Source organism: uncultured Desulfosarcina sp. (genome assembly GCF_963664155.2).
GTDB lineage: Bacteria > Desulfobacterota > Desulfobacteria > Desulfobacterales > Desulfosarcinaceae > Desulfosarcina.
On record NZ_CAXXXH010000002.1, the window covers coordinates 1,258,596 to 1,283,155 of the forward strand.

The window sequence follows — 24,560 nt, forward strand, 5'->3', positions numbered from 1 at the left end:
AGAGAATTGAATATCTAATCCACTCAACCAATCAAGCCAACCTGATCAATTGAACCAACCACCTTATAATTCGGACAGCATCCGTCGCGCATCCTCGGCACCGTCAAAATTTCCGTCAAGGGCAACTGCTTTTTCTAAAGACGCCTTGGCACGCATCCGATCACCTTTTTTTAACAAAGCAGCTCCCAGGTGGTAATGTATCGTTGCGTTTTCAGGCAATTTTTCCAGGCTTTCCGAAAATTCCTGGACGGCATTTCCATACAGCCCTTTTTTATAGTAGATCCAACCGAGCGTATCCATCACACTGGGATCGTCCGGCAATTTTTCCTTGGCGATTTGGGCGAATTTCAGCGCTTCATCGATATCGCCTTCCCGGGATGAAAGCAGATAGGCCAGGTTGTTGGCGGCCGGTGCAAACTGCGGGTTGATTTCCAGTGCCGCACGGTAATGTTTTTCAGACATATCAAATTGTTTCTGCATATCATAGATAGTGCCCAGCAGCATGTGGGGCCCGGCCTGGTTCGGATTTTTCTCCAGAATGGCCATGTATTGGTCAATGGCCTTTTGCTGCTGCTTACCGGAAAGGTATATTCTCGCGAGAGCATAGTATGGCGGCATGAAATCCGGGTTTTCCTGTATGGCAGCCTCAAACGCTTTTTCCGCGGCTTCGGTTTTCTTCTGGGCCAGGAACAGGCCGCCTCTCAGGTTGTTGATAATCGCCTTGTGAACGCTTGAGTCACCAACCGTTTTCAACTGGGCATCACACTTTTGCAGAGCGACATCCAATTCCCCTTTGGCGCCATGAACCAGAACAATATTGGTGAACACATCCATCAGCATGGGATTGCGTGCAAGGGCCGCATGGAAGCTCTCCAGGGCACCATCGTAGTCCTTATTGGCCCGCTGCAGCAGTCCCAGACGATAGTAGCCAACTGGATTCTCAGGGTTTTCAGCGATAAGGGTTTTGAAAGCCACTTCCGCTTCGGCGGATTTCCCCTGGGCCATCAAGGCATTGCCCAGGATCATTCTGGCCCGGTAATCTTTTGGATTCAACGCCAGGATCTCGGCGCTCTCCTTCTGGGCTATTTCAAAGTCCCGCTCCCGCAGCGCAATCTCGGCCAGCAGCATCCTGGCTTTAACATACTGCGGATTGAGTTCAACCGCTTTGGCAAGGGACGTTCTGGCCACTTGGATTTCACCTTTACCGAGATGTGAAAACCCTTTTAAATAGTAGGCTCGCGAAGAACGCGGCTCTTCTTTAATTAATTGATCGAAAATGCTGATGGCTTCGGGAAAATCTTTTCGGAAAGCAGCAATTTCCCCTTTCATCATCCGGGCGGGGAAAAAATTAGGCCTTTCTGCAAGCACTTTGCCCAGATACTGTTCTGCCTGTTCCATTTGCTGTCGCTTCAGGAAAAAACCGGCCATGGTGGTCATGATATTAATGTCATCGGGTTTGACCGCCAGGGCCTTATTGTACATGGCAAGGGTTTTATCCGCATTGTCCGATGCATCGTAAAATCCGGCCGCAACCATGTAAGGCTTGATGTCAGCCGGACTGATTTCAATCGCCTTGAGATAGGCGACTTCAGCTTCTGCAGGTTTTTTCATCTGGAAGAAGAAATTGCCGAGAATGATGTATAGATCCGAATTCCCCGGATTCAACTCGATGGCCTTTTCAAGCTGGGCCTGAGCTTCGTCATAGGCCTTTCGACCGGTGTAAAACCGGACCAATTCCAACCTCGGTTTAATTTCAGCCGGATCCAGGTGAACCGCGCTCATCAATTGCGACTCGGCCTCATCGAGTTTTCCCTGACGGGCATATATCCGGGCCAGTCCCATGTATGCACGGGATTGCCTGCTGTCCAGTTCCAGGATTTTTTCAAAAACAGCCGCCGCCTCGTACAGATTTTTTTCCAGGTCGTATAGACCGGCCATCAAATACAGTGCCTCGATATTGTTGGGCTCTTTAGCAAGCACTGCTTCAACCTTTTCGCGGGATTCCTCGGTTTTTTTGCCCAGCATATAAAAGGTGGCCAACTTGAGGGCTGCATCCACATTCGCGGGATCGAGTTTGGCGACCATGGTGTATTCCCTGAATGCTCCCCGGGGATCGCCAAGCTTCAGGTAGGTTTCACCCAACCGTTCGTAGGCATCCACATACTCCGGATCGATCTGTATGGCGTTGCGGAACTCCAGCTCCGCGCTCTTGTATTCCCCTTTTTCAAAATAGGATTTTCCTTTTTCAAAGTGGGACGCTTTTTTCTCTTCGTCGGAGGAACACCCTGTGAAGATCAGTGCCAACACCATCAAAATTATCGAAATCGTAGCCATTCGATTTTTCATTCAAACCTCCCGAAAATGTCTTTCACCGTTTGATCCCCATTTTATAGGATAAACCGTTGATGATCGCAACCTGCATTAATCCGCTTGCTTCAAATGCCAGTTCCATGCAGTCCGGATTATTTTTTCAAGATTTTCATATGCCGGCATCCAGCCAAGCGCGCGTTTTATTTTTTCCGAACTGGCAACCAGGATTGCCGGGTCGCCGGCACGCCGCGGTGCTTCCACGACCGGGATCTTTTTCCCCGTCACCGCTTCCGCGTTGGCGATCACTTCCTTCACCGAATACCCGTTGCTGCTCCCCAGGTTATAAACAACGCTCTCACCGCCTCTCAACAATGCATCCAGGGCCAGCAGATGGGCCTGGGCCAGATCGTTCACGTGCACGTAATCCCGAATGCAGGTACCGTCCGTGGTGGGATAATCGTTACCGAATACCTGTATATGCTCAATCTGGCCGGAAGCGGCTTTGAGAACGATGGGAATGAGATGCGTTTCCGGATCGTGCAGTTCGCCAATCTCACCGGAGTCATCGGCACCGGCCGCATTAAAATAACGCAGCGCCGTGTATTTCAACCCGTGAGCTGAATCGCAGTCCGCCAGCATTCGCTCCACGGCAAGTTTGGTGTTCCCATATGGATTGGTGGGCATACATGGATGATCTTCGGTAATGGGAATCGCCACCGGTTCTCCGTAAACGGCGGCGGTGGATGAAAAAATAAAACGCTTCACGTTATGGCGCACCATGGCATCCAGCAAAACGACCGTCTCAGCCAGGTTGTTGCGGTAATACGTCAACGGCTGATGCATGGATTCGCCGACCTGGGAAAATGCAGCAAAATGCATGACGGCATCGAATTTATGCGCACCAAACAACTTGTCCAGCAGGCAGGCATCTCCCAGATTGCCGTGAACCAATTCACCACCTGTAATCAGTTTCCGGTTTCCAGTCGACAGGTTATCCAGTATGACCACATCGCAGCCGGCTTGGAGTAGCCGTCGAACCATGTGGGAACCGATATACCCTGCTCCGCCTACAACGAGTATTTTTTTGTTTGTCTTTGGCATGGTTCAACCAGTTGGGTTTGTTGGGTTTGTTGAATTGGTTTTGTTGGTTTCATTGGTTTGATTGCTTGCATCAACTCCACAGTTGCCGAAACGATCACTCAACCAATCAAACCAATTTAACTAATCGAACTAACAAACGATCTTTCTTAAATAAATCGTTTCTGTCCCAGATATATCAGAATCTCCTGGGCGGCTTCATCCGGTGATTTTCCAGTGGTATCCACCCGGACTTCAGGGGCCTCGGGAATTTCATAGGGGTCGTCGATGCCCGTATACCCTTTTATCAATCCGGCCCTGGCTTTGGCGTACATGCCTTTGCGGTCACGCTTCTCGCACACATCCAGAGGCGTTGCCACATGGACCTCGATGAAACCGCCGCACGCTTCGATATTGGATCGAATCTCGGCACGGGTGGCGGCGTAAGGGGCGATGGGAGCACAAATCGCCACACCGCGGTTTTTGGTTATTTCGCTGGCCACGAAGCCGATGCGACGCACGTTGATATCCCGGTGCTCCTTGGAAAAAGAAAGCTCATTGGAAAGGTTCTGCCGGACAATGTCCCCATCCAGAAGCGTGACCGGCCGTTTGCCGATTTCCAGCATTTTGGCATAAAGCACCTGGGCGATAGTCGATTTGCCGGCACCGGAAAGGCCGGTGAAAAAAATGGTAAATCCCTGCCTCGAAGGCGGTGGATAGGCTTTTTTCAATTCGCCCACCACTTCAGGAAATGTGGCCCATCGGGGGATTTTCCTACCGGTTCGGATTCGCTCACGAATGTCCAGGCTCGATAGAGAAATGGTTTCCGTGCCGACGGCGACTTCATCCTTTGGACAAAATTCATCTTCAAAAGGCAGATAGACCAGTTCATCGAACGGAACAACGGAGATGCCCACCTCACTTGCAAATTGATGAACAAAATCTTGGGTCGCATCGCTGTCATAAAACGCCGCAGCACCATTGAGTATGCCCGGGTCCGCATGCTGATAGCCGATAATGAAGTGGGTGCATCCATAATTTTTGCCGATGATGCATTGAAGCAGTGCATCCCGCCGACCGGCCATTCGCATGGATATGGGCAGAAGGCTCATGATCGCCGATTCCGGGGGGAAATATCCAACCACATGGCGATAGCAGCGGACGCGGGTGTAATAATCGAAATCACCGGGACCGGTCATCCCTACCCCGGGAAGCAGAAGCAGATTGGCCCGGCCTTTATGCATGGCGCGGATCGCCATTTCGAATTCAGGGCGGTGAACGGTGTTGATGGTTTGAAAGCCGACAATGCGATTCCAACCCAGCTTCTTGAAAAGACCGCGAACCTCCGGGGGTGTCATGCGCAGCTGCTTGAAATCAAAATGAAGCGGTAGACTTAGAACTTCAAGCGTTCCACCAATATAATAGGCGCCGGTATTTCGAAATAGATTGGCTACGCCTGGATGCGATTTATCCGTAGTGCCGAAAACGAGGGTGGCCTCTTTGTCCTTGTCCGGTTTCCAGATATCTTCCACATGCATGACGGCCAAAAGAAACCCTTCCGGGTCTCGAATGGCCACTGACTGCCCGGCTTCCAAGGGTCTGGCTGTTGTTTCAGAGACGTCCAGGCAGATGGGAAGCGGCCACAGCGTCCCGTCCTGCAGTTTCATCCGATCCAGAACGGATTCGTAGTTGCTGCGGTTCATGAAACCGGTCAACGGAGAGAAAGCCCCGGTGGTGAGCAACTCAAAATCGCAGAGTTGGCGATCATCCAGGGTGATGCTCGAAAGATCGGTGGACACCTGCTTGAGCAGTGCCGCCCGCTCCGATTCCACCAGTAGGTTGATATATTTTTTGCCGTGGTAATCACTGTCGCATTTCGATAGATCAGTCATATTGCCGTATCTTCTTTCAAATTAAGGGGGTATTTTCCCCAATTCATTCTAAGTTTCAGCCCTTATATTGGTTTTTCATCAAACTTTCAAGGATTTAAGCATTTACAGGGGTCATAATCGAAGATTCATATCTGTCAGAGCTTGATTTGATCACCGTCGGTGAACATAGGTGTTGAATGAATTTATGCGCTCCACTTTATTTCCCTATCGGAAATTAAAGCAAAATATCCTTTGCGATCTCCGCGTCCCGAGCACAGCGGGCGGGAAGAAAAGCAATTTTTAATGATGAATTCCTAATTTTTAATTAGGGTACAGAAATCGTCTAACAATTTTAAATTATAAATGTCTATTTATGTCTGTGTCTATCCGTACCCATCCGTGGCCTATTCAAGATGCTTTTCAGCCGAAGGCTGCAAAAAACCCGTCCGTTTCAACATAGCCTTTATGCATGTGGCATTTTTCTTGCCAGGAACACCTGCAATTGCATCTCGACCCCAATGATCTGAACCTGAACTGAAACGTTTATCCGACCCCGCTGCAATCGCTTTCGATCCGACCAGGACCTCCTGATTCAACCGTAAACCGGCTGCCGATCATCGCCGCGTGTATACAATCGTGGCAACCGCGTGTCTGATTTTAAACACGTCATCCTGTTAACCACTCTACTTGGGGGCGCTGTATGCAGAAAGCACCGATAGTCTTTTTATTGGCGGTTCTCTTTTTATTTTTCACCCAACCGGTGATCGCCGACACCGCTGTCGTTTACGACAGTGGGGAGTTGGCCATAAGCGCATGGCACGTGCATCTGTCCAGACACACGATTGAATTGAATCAACCGGAAAAGGGTTACCTCAATATTAAGAAAAATACACCCAGGATGCCTATCCGGGCTGGCTTTTTGATGCTCAACCATCGAATGATCCCCATCACCCGTTTTCTATCCGGCCCGGATACGACCTTTAAAAAGAAGATTAAATTAAGGAGAACCAACCGGTTGAGGGTCTTTCTGATCGGATCGCCGGGCGCATCGGTCAGCATCACCGTAAATGCGGGAACAGAAAACCAGACGCCGCCCACCTTGGATTTCAGTGCCGAACCCGAAACAATCGATGCCGGTTCATCCAGTATCCTGTCGTGGTCCTCTGAACATACCGATGCATGCACGATATTGCCAGATATCGGTGCAGTCGATACGACCGGATCGATAGCGGTATCACCGGCCGCTACCACCGCCTACACGCTAACGGCCACCGGTCCGGGGGGAGCGGTATCTTCCACGGTAACGGTCACGGTCAACCTGCCGGCACCGACCGTTACCTTGTCGGCTGCGCCCCTTGAAATCAACAGAGGTGAATCGGCAACCCTTGCCTGGACCTCAACCAACGCCGATTCATGCATGATTTCACCGGCCATCGGCAGCGTGGATGCCGGCGGTTCGGTCCGGGTATCCCCCGTTGAAACGACCACCTACGATATTACCGCTACCGGTGCCGGCGGCGAGGCAACGGCCAGTGTCACCGTTGTCGTGAGCCAACCGGCACCTACGGTTGGAATCACCGTTTCCCCGGACGCCATCCACCCCGGTGAGAGCGCCACCCTGACATGGAATTCAACCGATGCGGAATCGTGTGCGATCGAACCGGGTATCGGTGACGTTGCTTCAAGCGGTTCCATGACTGTGTCACCGACCGAAACCACTACCTATACCATTACGGCAAGCGGATTGGGTGGGGATGAAATTAAAGATCAGACGACTTTAAACGTAAATCCATTGAGCCTTTCCATTACCTCCCCTTTCAACGCACAGGTTGTTTCCCGACACAATGTGCTTGTAGAAGGCATTGTCTCAACTATTTCGGCAAGAGAAACCGGCGTCGTTGTAAATGGGGTTCCTGCGATGGTTTTCAACGGTCGATTTGTCGCCAACCATATTTCTCTTATGGACGGAGAGAACACGATCAGCGTCAAGGCCACCGACGCCGATGGCAATATTGCCGAGGAGGCCATCATTGTGTATGCGGAAACCACTAAAAATTACATCAGCCTATCCGCAGATGCGGAATCCGGGGTCTACCCCCTCGAAACAACGCTGAGAGTAAACGGCCCGCTCAACTACCTGACCCCCTCGATTACCTTCACCGGCCCGGATGCAGCAACTTTTTCAGACACTCCTGAAGAAAAGTTGTATCCGGTTAAGTTGGGTCTGGCTGGAATTTATTTCTTTACGGCTGAAGTCTCAGATGACCAGGGTAATACTTACAGTGACAAACTGGCCATCGTCGTTCTGTCCGCGGAAGAACTGGACGTCCTGTTGAAAGCCAAATGGGCGGATATGAAAGCGGCACTGACGGCAGGTGATATCCAACATGCTTTACAGTTTCACCATGAACGCTATCATGAAAAGTACACAGCCATTTACAATGCGTTAGGTACTGATCTGCCGTCTCTGGTCGAACAGATGCAGGACATATCCCGGATATGCTATATTGATGGTACCGCCAAATACCGAATTCGGCAAAACCATGATATTAGCGGTCAGACCGTTTCCATCACCTACTATATTTTTTTCAGCCGTGGCGGGAATGGCCTGTGGTTGATAGAAAGATACTGATGATTATAGCAAATTATTTGGTCATGACGGTTTACTGAAAGGAGTTTCAGTATGCGGGATAAGGCAGTTCTCGTTCTTTTAGTGGCATTGGTGATGGTGACAGGCGGCTGTACCATCACCCATAAATTTGGTCCATTTTCGGGAAAGGTCGTCGAGGCCGAAAGCGGCAAACCGATCGAGGGGGCGGTGGTTCTGATCGCCTTTTATACCAAAGGATTCTCTGTTGGTGGGCCGGTTTACCGCTTTGCCGATGCCGTTGAAACGCTGACCGACGCCAAGGGCGATTTCCATTTTCCTCCCAGGCGTGTCACCTTGTACCGATCGATGTCAATCTGGGACAATGAATGCCGGATCTCGATTTTCAAACCCGGTTATGGCGCCTATCCTAAAAATTCCAGAACCTTCAGCGTTCCCAATTTAGAGCAATCTCGATTCATTCCAGAAAACGAACGTATAATATTTCATTTGCCGAAGTTATTGACCTTAGAGGAAAAGAAGGAAAACCTTTATAAGGTAGAAAACCCAGCAGGCATTCCCAATGATAAAATGCAAAATTTGAGAAGGCTGGAGGATGAAGAACGCGTTAGTGTTGGAATTGATTAGAAAATGGAGAATGCAACGATGAAAATATCAATACCCAAATCAATGGCATTTTTGATCTTCTGTACGCTTATTTTCAATCAAAATTGTAGAGCTTACGAAAATGATTTTACGCATCGATATATTAACGAACGGGCAGTTAAAGAAAAAACTGGTGTCGATACAGCATTAAAGGAATCTCTTGGCTTTGATGATGGAATAAATAAAAAAATTAATGGGACGGAAATATGGAAATTAATAAGAGAAGGTGGATACGAGGAAGACGAACCGGATTGGCGCAGCTTAAGACATTTTCATGACCCGTTGAAAAGCTGGGAAGAAGCCGGTCTTTTATCCCAATATACCTCCATGATTTTCTGGTCCCAAACACCTGAACCGAATAATTCTTATGAACTCTACAACGAATATTCCTGGATATTGGCCAGAAAAAATTATCATCAGGCACTACTAACCGGCTCAGAGGAAAAATACGCTAAAACGTTTAGAGCGATCGGTCAATTGATGCATCTGGTCTCCGATGCTGCGGTCCCAGCCCACGTCAGAAATGATTTACACCCGTTTTCAAGACCTTACGAAAATTGGGTCCAACATAATATTGAAAGCTTAGTTTATGACGGTTTTGTTGTGGGTAGCGATATCTTCGATATGGCTGTCTCGGATCCCTTGGCCCCAAGCCCGATCTCAGCTCTGTGGGACCATAATGAATACCAATCCGATGGATCCAATCTGCCGGACGGCTCAAATACCACGATCGGTCTGGCCGAATACACCAATGCCAATTTCTGGACCGAAGACACCTTTGACGATTACCCGCATCCCCGGTTGGAGGAAACCAATTATGACGATAATGTGTGGCTGAACCCGGAACCCGTTGATGCAGAAGACGGAGAGGTTGATTACCGCATTTATTTCAGCAAAGAAACCGGTGATCCGGTGACGCATTTTATTGCCGCCGGATACTGGTATTATCAGCTTTCCATGTGGAACAAACAAGAGGTTCGGTATGCGTTTCTCTTAGACAAAAATTGTTTCCAGGACTACGCCGAAAAACTCATTCCCCGCGCCATCGGCTATTCGGCCGCCCTGCTGGATTACTTTTTCCGCGGCACCATCGCCATCAGCCCGCCCGATGCGTATATCTATTCGGTAATCGACGGCGGCACCGATCAATCGTTTCAAACCATCAAGGCCAGATTGCACAACACCACACCGGATGAGGAGATGCTCGACGGCACCCTGGTCGCCGTGGCGCGGTATAAACGCCGCATCGACTATGTCCCTGATCTGTCGGCCAACGAACCGCCGGTTGCCGTATCACGGGAGGCATCCTATTCCTATGCGGTATCCGCCCCCATCCAGATCGCATCATTGGGCAGCGATCCAGCCACGGCCGCCCAGTTCACCTTTGATTTTTCGGCCGACCCGATTCCGGTGGGCATCACCGACCTGTTTCTGCAAGTGGTCTATCAGGGCACGCTGGGCAACGAAACGGATAGCGCCGTCGCCGTCGGGGCAACGGATCTGTCCGAACCCAACCACATCGCCGCATGGAACCTGACGGACCGGTTCTACCTGCAAGGCAACCTGTTGACCGCGGACGACATCAGGACCGACGCCCAGCTTTTCGGCTACCTTGAAAACACCTGCCCACACCTGTTGGCGTATCTGGATCCCTTCCCGATGGACACCCGCATCGGGTTCAGCGCGTCGTCATCGATTACACCGAACTCCATTGTATCCTATGCCTCGCTCCAGCCGGGAAGGTACGGACGGCTCATCGTCTTGTCCGACCAGCCCTATTTCGTCATGCATGTGAAACGGTCATCGACCGTGCCTTCATTTAACCAGACGTCCAGGCTGACCATCGCCGCGGTGACCAACCAGCAAGAGGATGCCGGCTTTACCAACACGGCCGTTACCACTTTTCGGGATATCACTACCCACAACTTTACCGGGTATCTGTATTACTGCCCGGATATGGCCGGGCTGGGCATAGGTGACTGGCCTGCCGCGGCCGATACTCAGCCGGTACCTGCTGATATCTCATTTCCATAGGAGAATTCTAATGAAAAACAAAATAGCCATCGTCACAATAATAATCTCACTGATCGCCATGTCTGCATACGCAGAAGCCTTGTTCGAAAATGCATATCTGTCGGAGCTGCGTGTGATTAAGGCAGATGAACAAGCGGGCTGGGCCCTGATTCAAGACCGGGCCGGCAATCAAGGGGATGTAGTCGTTGGGGATTCGATCGGATGGGAACAGGCGGAGGTTGTGGCCATTGAAAAAGCCGCGATCATGGTCGAGCAGGAAGACCTGAAAACAAGAATCCCTGTTGTGGATCCCTTTGCTGACGATTAACAGTGATTCTCTGTTAATCTTTTTAAAGAAAACAACCCATTCGGCCCTCTACCAACTTCGGTCCCTTCTTTTCATTGGATTTTCGATAAATTGTCTGTCATTATAGATAAATGGAACAGCGAACCAATGAATGGTTGATCCAATCTGACTATGATATGGACACCGCTGAGTACATGCATAATGGCGGTCGACATATATACGCCGTGTTTATGTGCCACCTTTCCATAGAAAAGGCACTGAAAGGACTTTACTACGAAAAATGCCGATTGATACCTCCAAAATCCCATAATCTGATCTATCTATTCAACAATATCGGCATAAAACCACCGGTGGAACATGGAAGGTTTATCGTCAAACTCAACGAGGCCGGCATACCGACTCGCTATCCGGAAAACCTCTAAAGCTTCAAGAGTTCTACAATGAGCCTACTGTCAAAGACATCCTGACCAATGGAAAGGAGGTTGTCAAATGGATAAAACGGCAGCTATAAAGATCGTTGATCGATTTAATCAGGAAATCAAGGCTCAGGGAATCAACCCGCAAAAGCTCATCCTCTACGGTTCCTATGCAACCGACACCAATTGGGAAGGCAGTGACATAGATATTGTCGTCATTTCTGACGATTTTATCGGAAAGGACTATTGGGAACGAATTGATATCCTGACGGATGTTATTTACGCAATTTTTGCTCCAATAGAAGCGGTAGCTATGACCCAAGAGGAATGGGATAGAGGTGATTCATTTGTTGTTGACTTCGCTCGCAATGGTGAAGTTCTTTTCGCGGCATAGCCGACTTATCTGATATACTGGGTCAATCTCGATCCGACGATTGGGGCGGAAATAGAAAAAACACGTCCATGCGTTATTATCTCCCCAGATTCCGCAAACAGAAGCAGTCCGCTGATTATTGCGGCCCCCAATCACAAAATCCGAGAGAAAAAAATATTTTCACGAGGTTCCTCTTCCTGGGGGGAACAGCCAATCTACCCTACCCTTCGAAGATTAAGGTCTTTCAGTTACGCTGCATTGATAAAAAAGGCTCTGTCAACCGCTACTGGGATCCCTTCCTTCCGAACTGATTCAAGAACTTGATGAAAAGATTCGAATCGTTGCCGGGCTCTATTAAAAAGCAACAATGCCCTCTTTATTGTCATCCCCGTGGAGACAAGGATCCAGTGTTATCAAATATTTATAGATTCCCGCCGTCGCGGGAATGACACATCTTGATACTTTTTACGATTCCATCATTTTTAAATGAAGAATTTTGAATTGTTTTTATGCGGCTCTGTGAAAGCCTGAAAAAGATTTTTTCGCCGTCTCCTCCCTTTAATGCTGCTTTAATCCCGAGCCAATTTCAAAACGCCCCATTTTCAGCCAATATCGGCGTTGGGCTCACATTTCAATCCTCGACGTATAGGGCGGCTACGCCTGGGGTTGAAATAATCGCCTGCCTTGATCTCGACCGAACTCAAACGTTTTGAAACAGGCTCTCCCTATATCGTTAAAACGTTGCGCTGAAAAATATCTGATTCGTGGTTTCAGATTTTGAAAATTCTATTTTTCGAATTTGTTTCGCATTTCGAAATTCGGATTTCGGATTCCCCACCCTTCGTTTCCTCTTGTCCTTCACCTATAGCACCTACAGCCTACAGCCTGCCCGCTGCCTCCTGACTTCTGATTCCTGACTTGTCCTTTCATTCGACGTTCGATTTTGGACGTTCGATGTTCATCTTTTCAGTTCTCCGCTCCACGCTCATTACTACACGCTATGTTCTCCCCATCACCACAGCCATCCCATCCCGCCGTATTGGGCAAGCAGCGCAATCGCCAGGTTGGTCAGGCCGTGGATGATCACACAGACCCACAGGCTGCCGCTTTTTTTGTACAGCCAGGTGGTAAAAAGGAAGTAGAGGGCCGCCGAGAGATACTCGTAGGTTCGATGGCCGGCGGTGAAAACGATGGTCGTCCCGACCACGGAAAACGTGCTCAACGGAAGCGCTGCCAAGGGGGCGGGCAGTTGATCCAGCATGTCCGCTATCGAGCCGAGCAAGCCTTTCGCCTGCCGTTGCTGCCCAGCTTGAAAGAACCACCCCATCACGTAGACACGCATGAGCAACTCTTCGAAGACCGCCACCAGCACCGCTGAATTGATAAGCCTGAGGCAAAAACCGAGGAAAGAAAAGGATTGCCTGTCGACCGCTGTGGTGACATCGGTGAGGCCAAGCATGTTCAACCCATAAAAAGGACCGATCCAGACAGCCAGCGCCACCGGCAGCGCCAGCAAAGCGATGAATCCATGCAGGGGTTTAAGGGAACCGAACCGATAGGTTTTTCGAAAAAACCAAAGCGTTGCACTGGTGGCCATCAGTTTTATGCCCTGGGCCATCTCCGTCGAAATCATGGTTTCGGGAATGCTGGATAAAACAACGTAGATCAGGTAGGGGGTCACATAGGGCCACAGCAAGTGTTGAAACGTTTTGTCTTCAGGGAGCAGTTGCGCATTGGTTTCTTCAGGTTCCGAATTCATTGAAGCCCCTTTTTAAAGTCACGGTGATCCATCCGTCGTTATCATTTTCACCAATCATACCCGCAAGAGCACCATTTTTGCAAAGCGTTCAGATGTGTTACCGGAAGAACACCGTCTCACGCAATGGTAAAAATTCTGCAAATTTCGGACCCGTTTAATATGTTCCCCTGAATCACCGGTGAGTTTGTGGGTGGTGGGAGATAGGGTAAAGGACCGTTTAATTGGTTTGGTTAGTTTGATTTGTCCGATTGGTAAACACAAAGCAGGAAATGAGGATGCATAAACTGCAGGCGAGAGGGAAAAGAGGAACATCGAACATCGAACATTGAACGTCCACCATCGAACGTCGAATGAGAAAACTCAAAGCCCCCAAAGAACCCAATAAACTCAATGAACTCAAAAAACAAAACAACCAATCAGACAAATCCAACTAGTTGAACCAATCAAACGGTTTTTTCATCTCCCAGCTCCAAACCATTGCCCATCGCCCATAGCCCATCGCCTTTTTCCATTCTGGCTCCTGACTCCTGGATTCTGTTTTTTGCCCTTCATTCGACGTTCGATGTTGGGCGTTCGATGTTCGGCGTTCTTCTGTAAACTTCTCAACTTCCTCGATCCTGCCTCTCTCCGTTTTTCGATTTTTCCCTCAGCACTCAGCCCTCAGCACTCAGCCCTATGTCCCCTATCGCCTAAAGCCTACAGCCTAAAGCCTACAGCCTGATTTTGCCCCTGCCCCTTTCTCTCCCTTACCAACCGCCACGCAACAATCCCAAGCCAGGCGCCGAAGGTGTTCAGGATCAAATCCTGGAGGCTGGAATACCGCGTCGGGATCCACGCCTGGACGAGTTCGATGCAAAGGCTGAGCAGCATGCACAGGACCACCGCAAACAGCAGGCTTCGTCTGGAAAGCGGTCCGGAGAAGCACTGCAAAAGGCCATAAAACACGATCCCCACGGGAATAAAGCCGACGACATTCACCACCATGTCGCTCACAGCCGCCCGATTCAGATTGAATTGCCGCTGTATGGGAGCCAGAATCGTCTTATGCAGGACAATCAACTGCTGCGGAATTTCCAAATCATTACCATTGCCGGATTGATCCGCGAACCGGGTGGCCATTTTTGGGTCAAAGGTGTAAAGCAGCATCGCCGGGCTCTGCTTCAGAAAATCGAAATTGCGCGCCGTCGCCCAGCGATCGAAACGAAGCCTGACCGTCTCAGCGGAGAGGGCCTCCCCGGATAAGGCCAGGCCATGCAGATCGCCCTGCCACACATGTTTTCCGTGAACCGAATTGCCCAGCACCAGCCGCAATGGCGCCCCTTCCATCGGAATGGACAAATTCCACTTTTTATTGGCGGCGGCAGGGATCCCATCGACATACAGCTGGGTCCCCTGCTCGCCCGAAGTAATTGTCAGGTAACGCGTCTGCCGGGCAGAGAAGACATCTCTGCCGGTCACTCTGGGCCGACGCTGCTTGTTGTCGTAATCGTCACCGTTCATTACGATGAGCGAGGCGTTATATTGCCAGATGGCCAATTGCCGTCGATCAGCGCCGTCATGCATCACCAGAATCGGGCTGAAGCCGCCCTTTTGAACGCTTGCCGGGGTCACCGCCATCTCGACGGTAAATGGCCAGGGCTGCGCCCTGTGCCGAACAGCGCGCATGTCATCCACAAAGGCGATACCGGCGTCTTCAAATCGGATGGCCCCTGAATCGGGAAGCCACCGGACTTTATTGGCAACAGGCCATCCTCTCAGCCGCAATCCAAAAAAAAGGGCGATCAGCACCATGGTCAAGGTGAGGATCGCCCAGGTATGGGTGCGCGTCGATTGGTTCAATGGGTTCTTACATCCGTTGCATTCTTAGGTTTCCCTAATATGGGTTGGTTGAATTTAAACTGAAGTTTTCAAGGAGTCAAGGGACTGAAAAAATGAACATCGAACGTCGAATGAGAAAACTCAACAAACCTTTAGCCAGTGAAATTTTTTATCCCGTGAAATCTCGAAGCGAGAACCATCATTTCACCCGGGACCGTTAGGAACGAGCGCAGCGGATTTCACCGGGATTTACCCCGTTAAATTTCGAAGAACGAGCAAAGCGAATTTAACAGGGGCCGACCCAACTGTCTTTTCCCATAGCCCATCGCCTTTTTCCATTCTGGCTCCTGACTCCTGGATTCTGTTTTTTGCCCTTCATTCGACGTTCGATGTTGGGCGTTCGATTTTCGACGTTCGTCTTTCGAGCCCTTCCCTGCTCATCTCATGGATTTTATAACCATCATTCAAAATTTAAAATTAATTGTCGTTCTGTCTCCTGCCCTTCATTCGATGTTCGACGTTGGACGTTCGATGTTCGATGTTCGGCGTTCGTCTTTCGAGCCCTTCCCTGTTCATCTAATTGATTTCTTAACATTAATTTAAAATTAATTGTCGTTCTGTCTCCTTTCCCATTCCCTAAAGCCCATCACTGGTCAGGTTGTTTTCTATTGACATCCACTCAATAATACATCATTAATTATACATAAATTTACACACAAGAAAGAGTTAAATATGAACACAAAAAATGTACGTCTCAATATCACTTTACCCAAAGGATTGATCCAGCTCGTAGACCAGATATCCGGTCCCAGAAAACGCAGTCTGTTCATCGCTGAGGCCATTCGCTTTAAGGTTAAGCAGGATAGAAAGGTGGAGCTCGAAAAGAAATTGTCCGAAGGTTATCGCGCCTGCCAAAAAGAAAGCCTCGAAATTGCATCTGAATTTGAATCTGCCGATTTGGAGGGCTGGGATGATAAGTATTAAAAGAGGCGAGATTCATCTGGCCGCGCTGGATCCGGCATTGGGCCGGGAGATTGCCAAAACAAGGCCGGTGGTTGTCATATCAAACGATATCAGCAATCAGTATTCGGGAACCATTACCATCCTGCCGATCACGTCACAAAAATTAGCAAAGATTTATCCATTCGAGGTGAAGCTGAAAAAAGGAACGGCAAATCTTCCCAAGGCTTCCAAGGTGAAAACGGATCAAATACGGTCCATCGACAAGCGCCGTATCGTGAAACGGATTGGCGTGTTGGATGCTGAGAGTATGGTCAGCATAGAAAGCGCTCTAAAAATCCATCTGGATCTATCGATTGAAGGATATTGATGTGCCAGTGAAACGCACCGAGACAATCTATGAATCGAAGGTGATTGGCTATCCTTCTCCTGGGCAAAGCCCACTATCACTTTTGCTCTCTGCGATCTCTGCGGCTCTGCGAGATACATTTTTTTTGTTATTGCCTTGGATCCGTGTAAATCCATGTCCTGATTTCGATGTTCGATCTTCGATGCTCAGTTTTTTCATCTCGCCCGCTTCGCTCGAGTTCACAGAGGCAGAAAAGCAATTTTGAGTGTTGAATTTTTAATTTTGAGTTTTGGTTGAATCTCTCTCTGCGTTCTCTGCGACTCTGCGAGAGACTTGCTGTTATTTGAATCATTCGATGTTCGACGTTGGGCGTTCGATGTTCGATGTTCGTCTTTCGAGCCCTTCCCTGCTCATCTAATAGATTTTATAACCTTAATTATAAATTTAAAATTCATCATTCAAAATTATAGTCCGCCTATAGCCTATTTTATTTCTGTCTTCTTTCCATTCCAACCCAAACCAAAAAGCCCGCTCAAACGAGCAGGCTTTTTGGTCAATCTATTTCGTGGCTGTCGTTCTTATGATTTGAACAGTTTTTTCCGGCCGACGCCGGCGAGGCCGATTAGACCGGTGCCAAGCAGCAACATGGTGGCCGGTTCAGGGACAGGGGTGGTTCCGTTGCCCATCATACTATCATTACCGCAAGAAAGCGTAAGGTGGACCCAGAATTCTTGATTTGCTCCCAAAAAACTCATATCAAAACTTGAAGCGGTGTATAGGCTATCCCCCCCAATGGAAAAGGTACCGTCTTCTATTTTTGTTTCATTTACTGGGTTAAAGTTGTAGGGATCTGATTGTGGGAAGTTGTCACTTGTTGGCGGCGAAAGATCGGACCCGCTGGGGTCTAACTCATACAATGAGTAACTTCCATCATCCCAGTCAACATCAAATACATAGTCATACCCAAAGTTAGTTACTGAAGAATCAGCGCCAATCCCATATTCTGGAACATCACCGATTGCAACGAATATATCCCCAGCCCAATAAGTTTTTCCGTTATATAAATAACCATCTTCAAAATCAAAATATCCGGTTACTGAAAGACTTGAGCCATCCAACATAAAACTCTCAAGATACCAATTAGTGTTATCAATCATCTTTGGCTCGACTTCACTCTTTTCACCGTCACCTGTTGAGGGCAAAGATCCTATTCCATCCCAGATGGTAATATCTGTAGCCATCGCCCTACCAGAAATTAAAAAGAGAATTGAAAACGATACAACTAACAATTTAATCATGCGGTTCATTTTTCCTCCTTTTCTTGTTTTAATTTGGTTAACTTGAAAACAATTGTTAAACACACAGCTAATACATAAAAACATTTCATTAAAGTAGTTAAAACAATTAATTTTATGGTAAACTATTGCAATACAAATACCAAATACGAATAATTTTATAAAGTTTTTTTATTTATTTTATCAGTGGTTTATAAAATTTTTGGGAATTCTAAAACAGGCGGATAAATGTGTTATGTATTTTATGTAATAGTTGTTGTGTAAACAAATAGATTTTTTAACACTGGATAGCAACTATCTACATACTTTGGTCAGATAATAGTAAATATATACCACTCCCTATTCTGATAAATATTCAATGAATAATTAAACAAGTGACTGCTTTACATCGCATTAAAAATTTCTATATTCATTTTTCTTTTTTAGAATTATAATGAATATTCTAACCATAGTCATTGTTAATAGGAAGCTTGGTTTACACAAAAAAAGAGCTTGTTCTAAACAACCGTACGGGCTCTAAAATTAATGATACTTTAAAAAAAATTGTTTATTTCTTGAACAGCTTTTTACGACTTGCCCCGGCGATGCCGATCAGGCCAAAACCAAGCAGCAACATGGTAGCAGGTTCGGGGACGGGTGTGACGGTGGAGAAATCATCTAATCCATAGCCGTCGTTCTGGTTCGAGGTTGTCCAACTAATTGAGCTAATTGCGTCATCTGCTGAGATCCCAATAAACCATAAGCTTCCATTTGAAAGGCCTGAGAATGTTTGAGTGACAGATTCTGAATTAACTTTTGTGGTTGCTCTGACATCGGAAGGATCTTGAAGAATAAAAAAAAGGTTGGTAACGCTTAAAGTTAGATTAAGATCTAAATAAAGCTCAGTGATATCGCCTGAATCTAAGTAATTTGAAGCGCCACCGGTCTCAGTGGTATTCCCCCGTCCATACCATGCTTCGTCACGAATTGAAAAATATGGATCATTGGAATCGACGTCATGGCTGGCGTTATACGATGTAGCACCAATGCCTATCTGTCCGCCAGCAGTGAAAGTTCCCACGGATGTGTTTAATCTCTGGTACCAACCAGTCTTCACGTTTTCAAAATCTTCTAAAACCACAACATTGGCACCTAAATTTGAAATCCAGTTGCTGATGGCGACTGTGTTGCTCGCCTCATATGCGTCAATGGTTAGGGCAAAACTTTCACTGGCGTTAAGGAGCATTGTTAAGGAACACACAATCAAGAATAACTTTTTCATCAAAGCCCTCCTGGGCAAATTATATGTCTGATACGGCAAGACTTATCTCGGGTCAGCAAAAAAAACGCCCGCTCAACGGAGCGGGCGTTTTTTTCACAAAAGATCGTGTTTAACGAGTTTATTTCTTGAACAGTTTTTTACGGCTGGCGCCGGCAATGCCGATTAAACCGAAGCCCAGCAGCAGCATGGTGGCTGGTTCAGGGACGGGTGCATTAATATCTTTAACATAATAAACAGCATCATTAAAATCAAAGTCCCCTGTCAATCTGTCCTCAAAAGCCAAAATCCAATCATCATCACCTTCTGCAGTTTGAGTCGATCCACCGAAAGCAGGCAAATAAACACTCGTCCCTGCTTCAACAAGGTAGGACAATGATAATGCAGTATCACCGTCGTTTTTATCATCTTCGGTATAAGAAGTAAGAGGAGTCGAAGTGTTTTTCCAGTAAAAACCAAAAGCATCACCGAATCCAACGATACTATCGGTTCCAGAAAAGAATGTTCCGGCGTCGTTGATATTAAATTGAGTAGTACCAGTGCTATCAAAAGAAAAGTCGTATTTTTTGGTTGGATCTGCGTACGAATAAATACCTAATACACCTAAATCGCCTCTATATGCTGCTATGAAGAAAGCGTTTGATGTAAAGTCATCACTGGTCCAAACTGCAGTGCCATTTTGATCTAAATTAACATCAATGTTACCAGTACCAACGGTAGTATCAAGGATGGTCTGCAATGAAGTCTCATTACTACTCCCCAGTGTAACTGGTCTATCATTGATTAGCAGCGCCATCGCGCTCCCAGTCACAAAAAACGTTCCTAACAAGAGTACTACCAAAACCATAGTTAATTTTTTCACAATCGCCTCCACACATTTAATTTTGAATTTTCAATTCTGAATTATCACTTCAATTCAATCCTCTACTCCGACAATCACCTCGTCTGGTTCACCTCCTTCTGTTGATTTTTATTGCTGATTGTTTATTTTGAATAAAATTATTAGGCATCCCCACGATGCCTTTCGACAAAGGCTGTTTCGTTCTTGGATCAAGGTTTATGCCATCTTTCTTTAATATAACTTATATTACTGAAATTGTAATATTTATTATAATTCATATTGCTTCTATATTAGACCATTGGCGCACAATTATTATGTAACTAATGTAACAGTTTCTATGAAAATATAGATTTTTTCTCACAGTGCCGTTTTACTAAGACTTGTCCATCCATTGAGTAATGACAGTTAAAGGTGCGATATGGAATCTATCGAGCCTTTAAATTCTCTTAATTTCTCAAAGAACATTTTTGAGATCGGTTTCTTTTCAATCTGTTGGTAGTCATAGAGCAACCAACGGGCCAAAAGTGTTTTTGTTTTTTCATTATTATTTTTTCCGTATTATTACGGGAGGTTTTCAATTTATTTTTCTTTGCATTATTCTATCTTCTCTAAGCTGCTTGCAAAGTTCCTATGGAGTTAATGCCATGTTTACCCATTGTGTCGGAAATTTATTTCATAGGATATCCGTTTCCCCTCATAAAACAAAAAAGGCGACCACCAACAAAACCATGTCGGCGCCGCCTATCAACGAATACAGTAGTCAAAGTGTTCAAGGATTCGATGGGCCAAGGGACTGAAGAAATGAACATCGAACATTGAACGTCCAACATCCAACGTCGAATGAAAAAACTCAAAGATCCCAACGAACGCAATAAAAACAACAATCTCAACGAACAAAACAACCAATCGGACAAAATCAAACTAATCGAGCCAATCAAACGATCTTTTCCCTATGTACTTTTTTACACAATTTCCCTTCAAATATTACCTCAATTCCACAACTATCTGGAATATTTCGATATACCACATTGTGTCATAGTTTAAGCCCCTATTTTCTTTAGGTTTTAATTCCATTTTTTTTCTGAATTTTGGCCTGCACCATGCAGATCATAGGCAAGACAGCAAAATGGCATCGCTGAATTTCAAGCCGCATACCCAGTTGATCCCAACGAACACTTGAAGATCAAATTAAAGCCGCGGAGTTCAATTTCACCATCGATTTTGCACAAAGATGCCAACCAAAACAAAAACCAATTTGAATGGGAAGAAAGGAGGTTATTGCACAGCGTAGGAAGTAAATGGAATTGGGCGGATGAATTTATTCATTCATAATTAAAATCTCTATCTATAAAGTTTATTTTAAAGGAGATTAGAAGAAATGAAAAAAGCACTCGCGGTATTGTCATTTTTAGTTTTACTTTTCGCATTTACAGGTGGGGCATCTGCAACAACATTTACGCTTACTGGGACGGGATTAGATGCAGATTCTGATGCCTGGTGGAGCTATATTCTTTACTCGTATACACCCAATACAGATACAGTTGACCTTGATCCCTTGGAGTCTGCTCAAGTCACTTTAGGACATGCTGTAGTTAATTGGGCTCTTGGTTATGAAGAAGATGTTACTATTACAATCAATTTTACTAGTCCTACGGGAATTGACGACCAAACTGGCACAGGGTCATGGAGTGCTGGAGCCATCTTCAATATTGGTCTTGGAGAACTCGATTGGGATGAAACACCAATAATAATTGATTATGGTTTAGGTGGCCATGCTCTGCTTTCTTTAAACGACCAGGCTGGTCTCTTTGGGTGTGATGGATTTGATATCACTGCTACCCTCACAAATGGTTGCGAACCCGTCCCCGAACCGGCAACCATTATGCTGCTGGGTGTTGGTCTGCTGGGCATTGCCGGTGCTGGCCGAAAGAAGCTGTTTAAGAAATAGTTTCATCGCCGATCCTTTAAAAAAAAGAGCTAACCTCGCCGTCTGGGTGGGGTTAGCTCTTTTCTTTTTTGAGAAAACTTTTATCTCTCACCCGCTACGCTCGAGGGCGCAGAGGGGCTACCTTCCAGCTGATATCTGATCATATACATTTTGCATCGCTGATACATATGAAGGGCATTTTTTATAAATATCAGAAGCTTGTTCTTCATTGTAGGTATGGGAGAGTAAATTTCTGGATTTGATCATTTCCAGGAAAATTTCCTCCTGTTCGACAATTGAAAGGGAATATGCTTCCTTGAAAACCTGTCTTGGGGATACCGTCCGGATCCCGTGGATATCTTCTAAAAAAATTTTCAGTGTTTTCCACATTAACTCGTAGGTGAATTCAAACCGCTGTATGGTTGCATCCATGACAATGGACGATTCCGGTTCCTGGATCACTTCCGTAAAACGATCCATAGCCTTTTGGAAATTGATTAGACTTCTTTCCAGTTTCTCTGACGTCATATTTCAATATCCTGTGTATGTTTTAATGCGATCTTCTTGAATTCATCGTCAACCGAGTTGAAATCGACAACATCGATTTTCAACAAAGTGGGTATCTGTTCCAATTTTTCCTGAATCGTCAGTAGCTGCCTTCCCGTGATCCGGGTATCCGATATGATACCGATATCTATGTCAGATTTATCATTGCCTGTACCTTTGGCACGGGATCCGAATAAAAACAACCGATAGCCAGGATAGCCGGCCTTTAATTCATCGGCGACAATCAGCGCTGCCTGTCTTAAAATTTCATCGATATTCATCGCACATCGCTTCGGATTAAAAAAAGCCCATCTCGCTACATGACTTCATGTCTTCCGCCTACACACCTTTAATCGACAGGGTTTATTTGTTCGATGGCATTCATTGATTAATTATTACCCAAACTGAGCGTTTCAATTTTTTACAGATACCATAATTGGTTTGTATTCTTTGCTTTTGCGGTTTACCGATCTTAAAAATTTGAAACCCGTTGGGATTCCCGATCTCACCGCATAACCGGTGTCAGCCGGCACCCCCCATAGTCCACTATAGCGGAATGCCAGCTTCCTTGGTTCTGCGGCAAGCTCGACAATCGCTCAACTTGGGTATTAGCATACCACCTGGAAATGGGCAAGAATCGCACAGGCCAGAGACTTTTAATTATCTCATAAAACAAAAAAAGCGGCCACCAACAAAACCATGTCGGCGCCGCCTGTCAACGAATACAGTAGACAAAGGGTTCAAGGAACTGAAAAAATGAACATCGAACATTGAACGTCCAACATAGAACGTCGAATGAGAAAACTCAAAGCCCCCAACGAACACAATAAACTCAATGAACTCAACAAACAAAACAACCAATCGGACAAATCAAACCAATTAAACGGTTTCTTCATCTGTATGAGGACGGACTTGACTTGACACCTTGCTAAAAAATGGGTGGTGGCGGTGGACCCCAAAAACTGGACAATGTGCTAAGCTATGAGTCAGACCAAAAATGAGGAGGATCTGACGATGGGTAACAAGCGCAAATCACACAGTCCACAGTTCAAAGCCAAGGTCGCTCTGGCTGCCATTCAGAACGAAGAAACCGCAGCACAGTTGGCCAGTCGATTTGGTGTTCACCCCACCATGATTTCCACCTGGAAGCGGCAGATGCTCGACGGTGCAGCCGATATCTTCGATAAAAGCCACCGATCCAGAAAACAGGCCGATGCCCAAACCGCCGAACTGTACCGCCAGATCGGTCAACTCAAGGTGGAAAACGATTTTTTAGCACGCAAGCTCAGCAGCTGAATCGCAAACAGCGTAAATCCATGATCGATCCGTTGGATCGGCAGCTGAGCGTTTCCCGGCAGTGTGAACTAATCGATCTTAGCCGGTCATCCTATTACTACCAACCCATACCCATAAGCCAAGAAGAGCTGGAACTGATGCGCAAGATCGACGAACTGTATCTTACCAATCCATCCTCGGGCAGCCGAACGATCAGCCGCCAGCTGGATCGTCAGGGCATAACAGCCAATCGCAAACGGGTTCAGCGGCTGATGCGATTAATGGGTATCGAGGCGGTGTATCCCAAACCGCGGACCAGCCGCCCCCATCCCCAGCATAAGGTATATCCTTATCTGCTAAGGGGTATGACCATCAGTCGCACCAATCAGGTTTGGGCCAGCGACATCACTTTCATCCCCATGGCCAGTGGGTACATGTATCTGGTGGCGATCATGGACTGGCACAGCCGCAAGGTGCTCGCCTGGCGGATATCCAACACCCTGGACAGCGCCTTTTGTATCGATGCCCTTAAAGAGGCGTTGAGCCGCTATGAGCCACCGGAAATCTTCAATACCGACCAAGGGGCTCAATTTACCAGCAACGCGTTCACCAAGGTTCTCATCGATAACAAGGTCGCCATCAGTATGGATGGTCGGGGTCGTTGCCAGGACAATATATTCGTCGAGCGGCTGTGGTGGACCCTCAAACACCAATACATTTACTTGCACGCATTCGACACCGGTAAGGCGCTGCGGCAGGGTCTGGGCCGGTGGCTCGATTATTACAATCACGAACGGGGCCATTCGGCCCTTGACGACAGAACCCCGGATGAGGTTTATTACGGTCTGCCCCATCCTTTCGCCGAGGCTGCCTGATGCCTTTTTATCTTTTAAAAAGCTCTCGGCTCATAGC

21 protein-coding genes are annotated in these 24,560 nt (G+C 47.0%); 11 read left to right on the forward strand and 10 right to left on the reverse strand.

Going from position 1 to position 24,560, the window contains the following annotated elements:
• Positions 1-63: 63 nt before the first annotated feature.
• The 3 genes from ACHZBS_RS29795 to ACHZBS_RS29805 form a co-directional block, all read right to left on the reverse strand.
• Positions 64-2,346, reverse strand: a complete 2,283-nt coding sequence (locus tag ACHZBS_RS29795) for a tetratricopeptide repeat protein (RefSeq protein WP_319410177.1) — start codon at positions 2,344-2,346, stop codon at positions 64-66.
• Between the two features lie 75 nt (positions 2,347-2,421).
• Complete coding sequence (gene galE / locus ACHZBS_RS29800; RefSeq protein WP_319410178.1) at positions 2,422-3,411, reverse strand: UDP-glucose 4-epimerase GalE; 990 nt, start codon at positions 3,409-3,411, stop codon at positions 2,422-2,424.
• A 146-nt stretch (positions 3,412-3,557) separates the two neighbouring features.
• The gene (locus ACHZBS_RS29805; protein WP_319410179.1) at positions 3,558-5,279 is read right to left on the reverse strand and encodes a bifunctional sulfate adenylyltransferase/adenylylsulfate kinase; all 1,722 of its coding nucleotides are present in this window, start codon (positions 5,277-5,279) and stop codon (positions 3,558-3,560) included.
• A gap of 679 nt (positions 5,280-5,958) precedes the next feature.
• Here ACHZBS_RS29805 and ACHZBS_RS29810 point away from each other — a divergent pair.
• From ACHZBS_RS29810 to ACHZBS_RS29840, 7 genes are all read left to right on the forward strand, one after another.
• Positions 5,959-7,890, forward strand: coding sequence for a hypothetical protein (locus tag ACHZBS_RS29810; protein WP_319410180.1), 1,932 nt, complete (start codon positions 5,959-5,961; stop codon positions 7,888-7,890).
• A gap of 51 nt (positions 7,891-7,941) precedes the next feature.
• Entirely contained in the window at positions 7,942-8,493 is a 552-nt protein-coding gene (locus ACHZBS_RS29815) for a carboxypeptidase-like regulatory domain-containing protein (protein ID WP_319410181.1), read from the forward strand.
• 660 nt (positions 8,494-9,153) lie between these two features.
• Positions 9,154-10,545: a hypothetical protein gene (locus ACHZBS_RS29820; RefSeq protein WP_319410182.1), complete on the forward strand. Its 1,392-nt coding sequence runs from the start codon at positions 9,154-9,156 to the stop codon at positions 10,543-10,545.
• Between the two features lie 10 nt (positions 10,546-10,555).
• The gene (locus ACHZBS_RS29825) at positions 10,556-10,852 is read left to right on the forward strand and encodes a hypothetical protein (protein WP_319410183.1); all 297 of its coding nucleotides are present in this window, start codon (positions 10,556-10,558) and stop codon (positions 10,850-10,852) included.
• A gap of 173 nt (positions 10,853-11,025) precedes the next feature.
• Positions 11,026-11,253, forward strand: coding sequence for a HEPN domain-containing protein (locus ACHZBS_RS29830; protein ID WP_394708074.1), 228 nt, complete (start codon positions 11,026-11,028; stop codon positions 11,251-11,253).
• A 67-nt stretch (positions 11,254-11,320) separates the two neighbouring features.
• Positions 11,321-11,641: a nucleotidyltransferase domain-containing protein gene (locus ACHZBS_RS29835; RefSeq protein ID WP_319410184.1), complete on the forward strand. Its 321-nt coding sequence runs from the start codon at positions 11,321-11,323 to the stop codon at positions 11,639-11,641.
• 12 nt (positions 11,642-11,653) lie between these two features.
• Positions 11,654-11,944, forward strand: a complete 291-nt coding sequence (locus tag ACHZBS_RS29840; RefSeq protein ID WP_394708075.1) for a type II toxin-antitoxin system PemK/MazF family toxin — start codon at positions 11,654-11,656, stop codon at positions 11,942-11,944.
• A gap of 688 nt (positions 11,945-12,632) precedes the next feature.
• On the opposite strand, the gene ACHZBS_RS29845 is transcribed toward ACHZBS_RS29840, so the two are convergent.
• Both ACHZBS_RS29845 and ACHZBS_RS29850 read right to left on the reverse strand, forming a co-directional pair.
• Positions 12,633-13,379 carry a CPBP family intramembrane glutamic endopeptidase gene (locus tag ACHZBS_RS29845; protein ID WP_319410185.1) on the reverse strand — a complete coding sequence of 249 codons (747 nt, stop codon included), beginning with the start codon at positions 13,377-13,379 and terminating at the stop codon, positions 12,633-12,635.
• A 696-nt stretch (positions 13,380-14,075) separates the two neighbouring features.
• The gene (locus tag ACHZBS_RS29850; RefSeq protein ID WP_319410186.1) at positions 14,076-15,218 is read right to left on the reverse strand and encodes a VanZ family protein; all 1,143 of its coding nucleotides are present in this window, start codon (positions 15,216-15,218) and stop codon (positions 14,076-14,078) included.
• Positions 15,219-15,929: 711 nt separating this feature from the next.
• Here ACHZBS_RS29850 and ACHZBS_RS29855 point away from each other — a divergent pair.
• A complete protein-coding gene (locus ACHZBS_RS29855; RefSeq protein WP_319410187.1) occupies positions 15,930-16,181 on the forward strand; it encodes a hypothetical protein in 252 nt (83 codons plus the stop codon).
• Positions 16,141-16,527, forward strand: coding sequence for a type II toxin-antitoxin system PemK/MazF family toxin (locus tag ACHZBS_RS29860; protein WP_319410188.1), 387 nt, complete (start codon positions 16,141-16,143; stop codon positions 16,525-16,527). The genes ACHZBS_RS29855 and ACHZBS_RS29860 overlap by 41 nt, the downstream gene beginning before the upstream one ends.
• A gap of 557 nt (positions 16,528-17,084) precedes the next feature.
• On the opposite strand, the gene ACHZBS_RS29865 is transcribed toward ACHZBS_RS29860, so the two are convergent.
• The 3 genes from ACHZBS_RS29865 to ACHZBS_RS29875 form a co-directional block, all read right to left on the reverse strand.
• Positions 17,085-17,813: a PEP-CTERM sorting domain-containing protein gene (locus tag ACHZBS_RS29865; protein ID WP_319410189.1), complete on the reverse strand. Its 729-nt coding sequence runs from the start codon at positions 17,811-17,813 to the stop codon at positions 17,085-17,087.
• Between the two features lie 535 nt (positions 17,814-18,348).
• Positions 18,349-19,062, reverse strand: a complete 714-nt coding sequence (locus ACHZBS_RS29870; protein WP_319410190.1) for a PEP-CTERM sorting domain-containing protein — start codon at positions 19,060-19,062, stop codon at positions 18,349-18,351.
• Positions 19,063-19,180: 118 nt separating this feature from the next.
• Complete coding sequence (locus tag ACHZBS_RS29875; protein ID WP_319410191.1) at positions 19,181-19,921, reverse strand: PEP-CTERM sorting domain-containing protein; 741 nt, start codon at positions 19,919-19,921, stop codon at positions 19,181-19,183.
• 1,357 nt (positions 19,922-21,278) lie between these two features.
• Between ACHZBS_RS29875 and ACHZBS_RS29880 the strand changes: the two genes are divergently transcribed.
• Positions 21,279-21,848 (forward strand): PEP-CTERM sorting domain-containing protein, encoded by a 570-nt coding sequence (locus ACHZBS_RS29880; protein WP_319410192.1) that lies wholly within the window; start codon positions 21,279-21,281, stop codon positions 21,846-21,848.
• Between the two features lie 117 nt (positions 21,849-21,965).
• Here the strand turns inward: ACHZBS_RS29880 and ACHZBS_RS29885 are convergent, their stop codons facing one another.
• Complete coding sequence (locus ACHZBS_RS29885; RefSeq protein ID WP_319410193.1) at positions 21,966-22,355, reverse strand: HI0074 family nucleotidyltransferase substrate-binding subunit; 390 nt, start codon at positions 22,353-22,355, stop codon at positions 21,966-21,968.
• The gene (locus ACHZBS_RS29890) at positions 22,352-22,654 is read right to left on the reverse strand and encodes a nucleotidyltransferase domain-containing protein (RefSeq protein ID WP_319410194.1); all 303 of its coding nucleotides are present in this window, start codon (positions 22,652-22,654) and stop codon (positions 22,352-22,354) included. Before ACHZBS_RS29890 ends, ACHZBS_RS29885 begins: the two co-directional genes overlap by 4 nt.
• A 733-nt stretch (positions 22,655-23,387) precedes the next feature.
• Between ACHZBS_RS29890 and ACHZBS_RS29895 the strand changes: the two genes are divergently transcribed.
• Positions 23,388-24,523 (forward strand): IS3 family transposase gene (locus ACHZBS_RS29895; protein WP_319405970.1). Its coding sequence is split into 2 segments (ribosomal slippage): positions 23,388-23,667 and positions 23,667-24,523, totalling 1,137 coding nucleotides; the frame shifts between segments, so codons are not numbered across the junction.
• Positions 24,524-24,560: the final 37 nt, after the last annotated feature.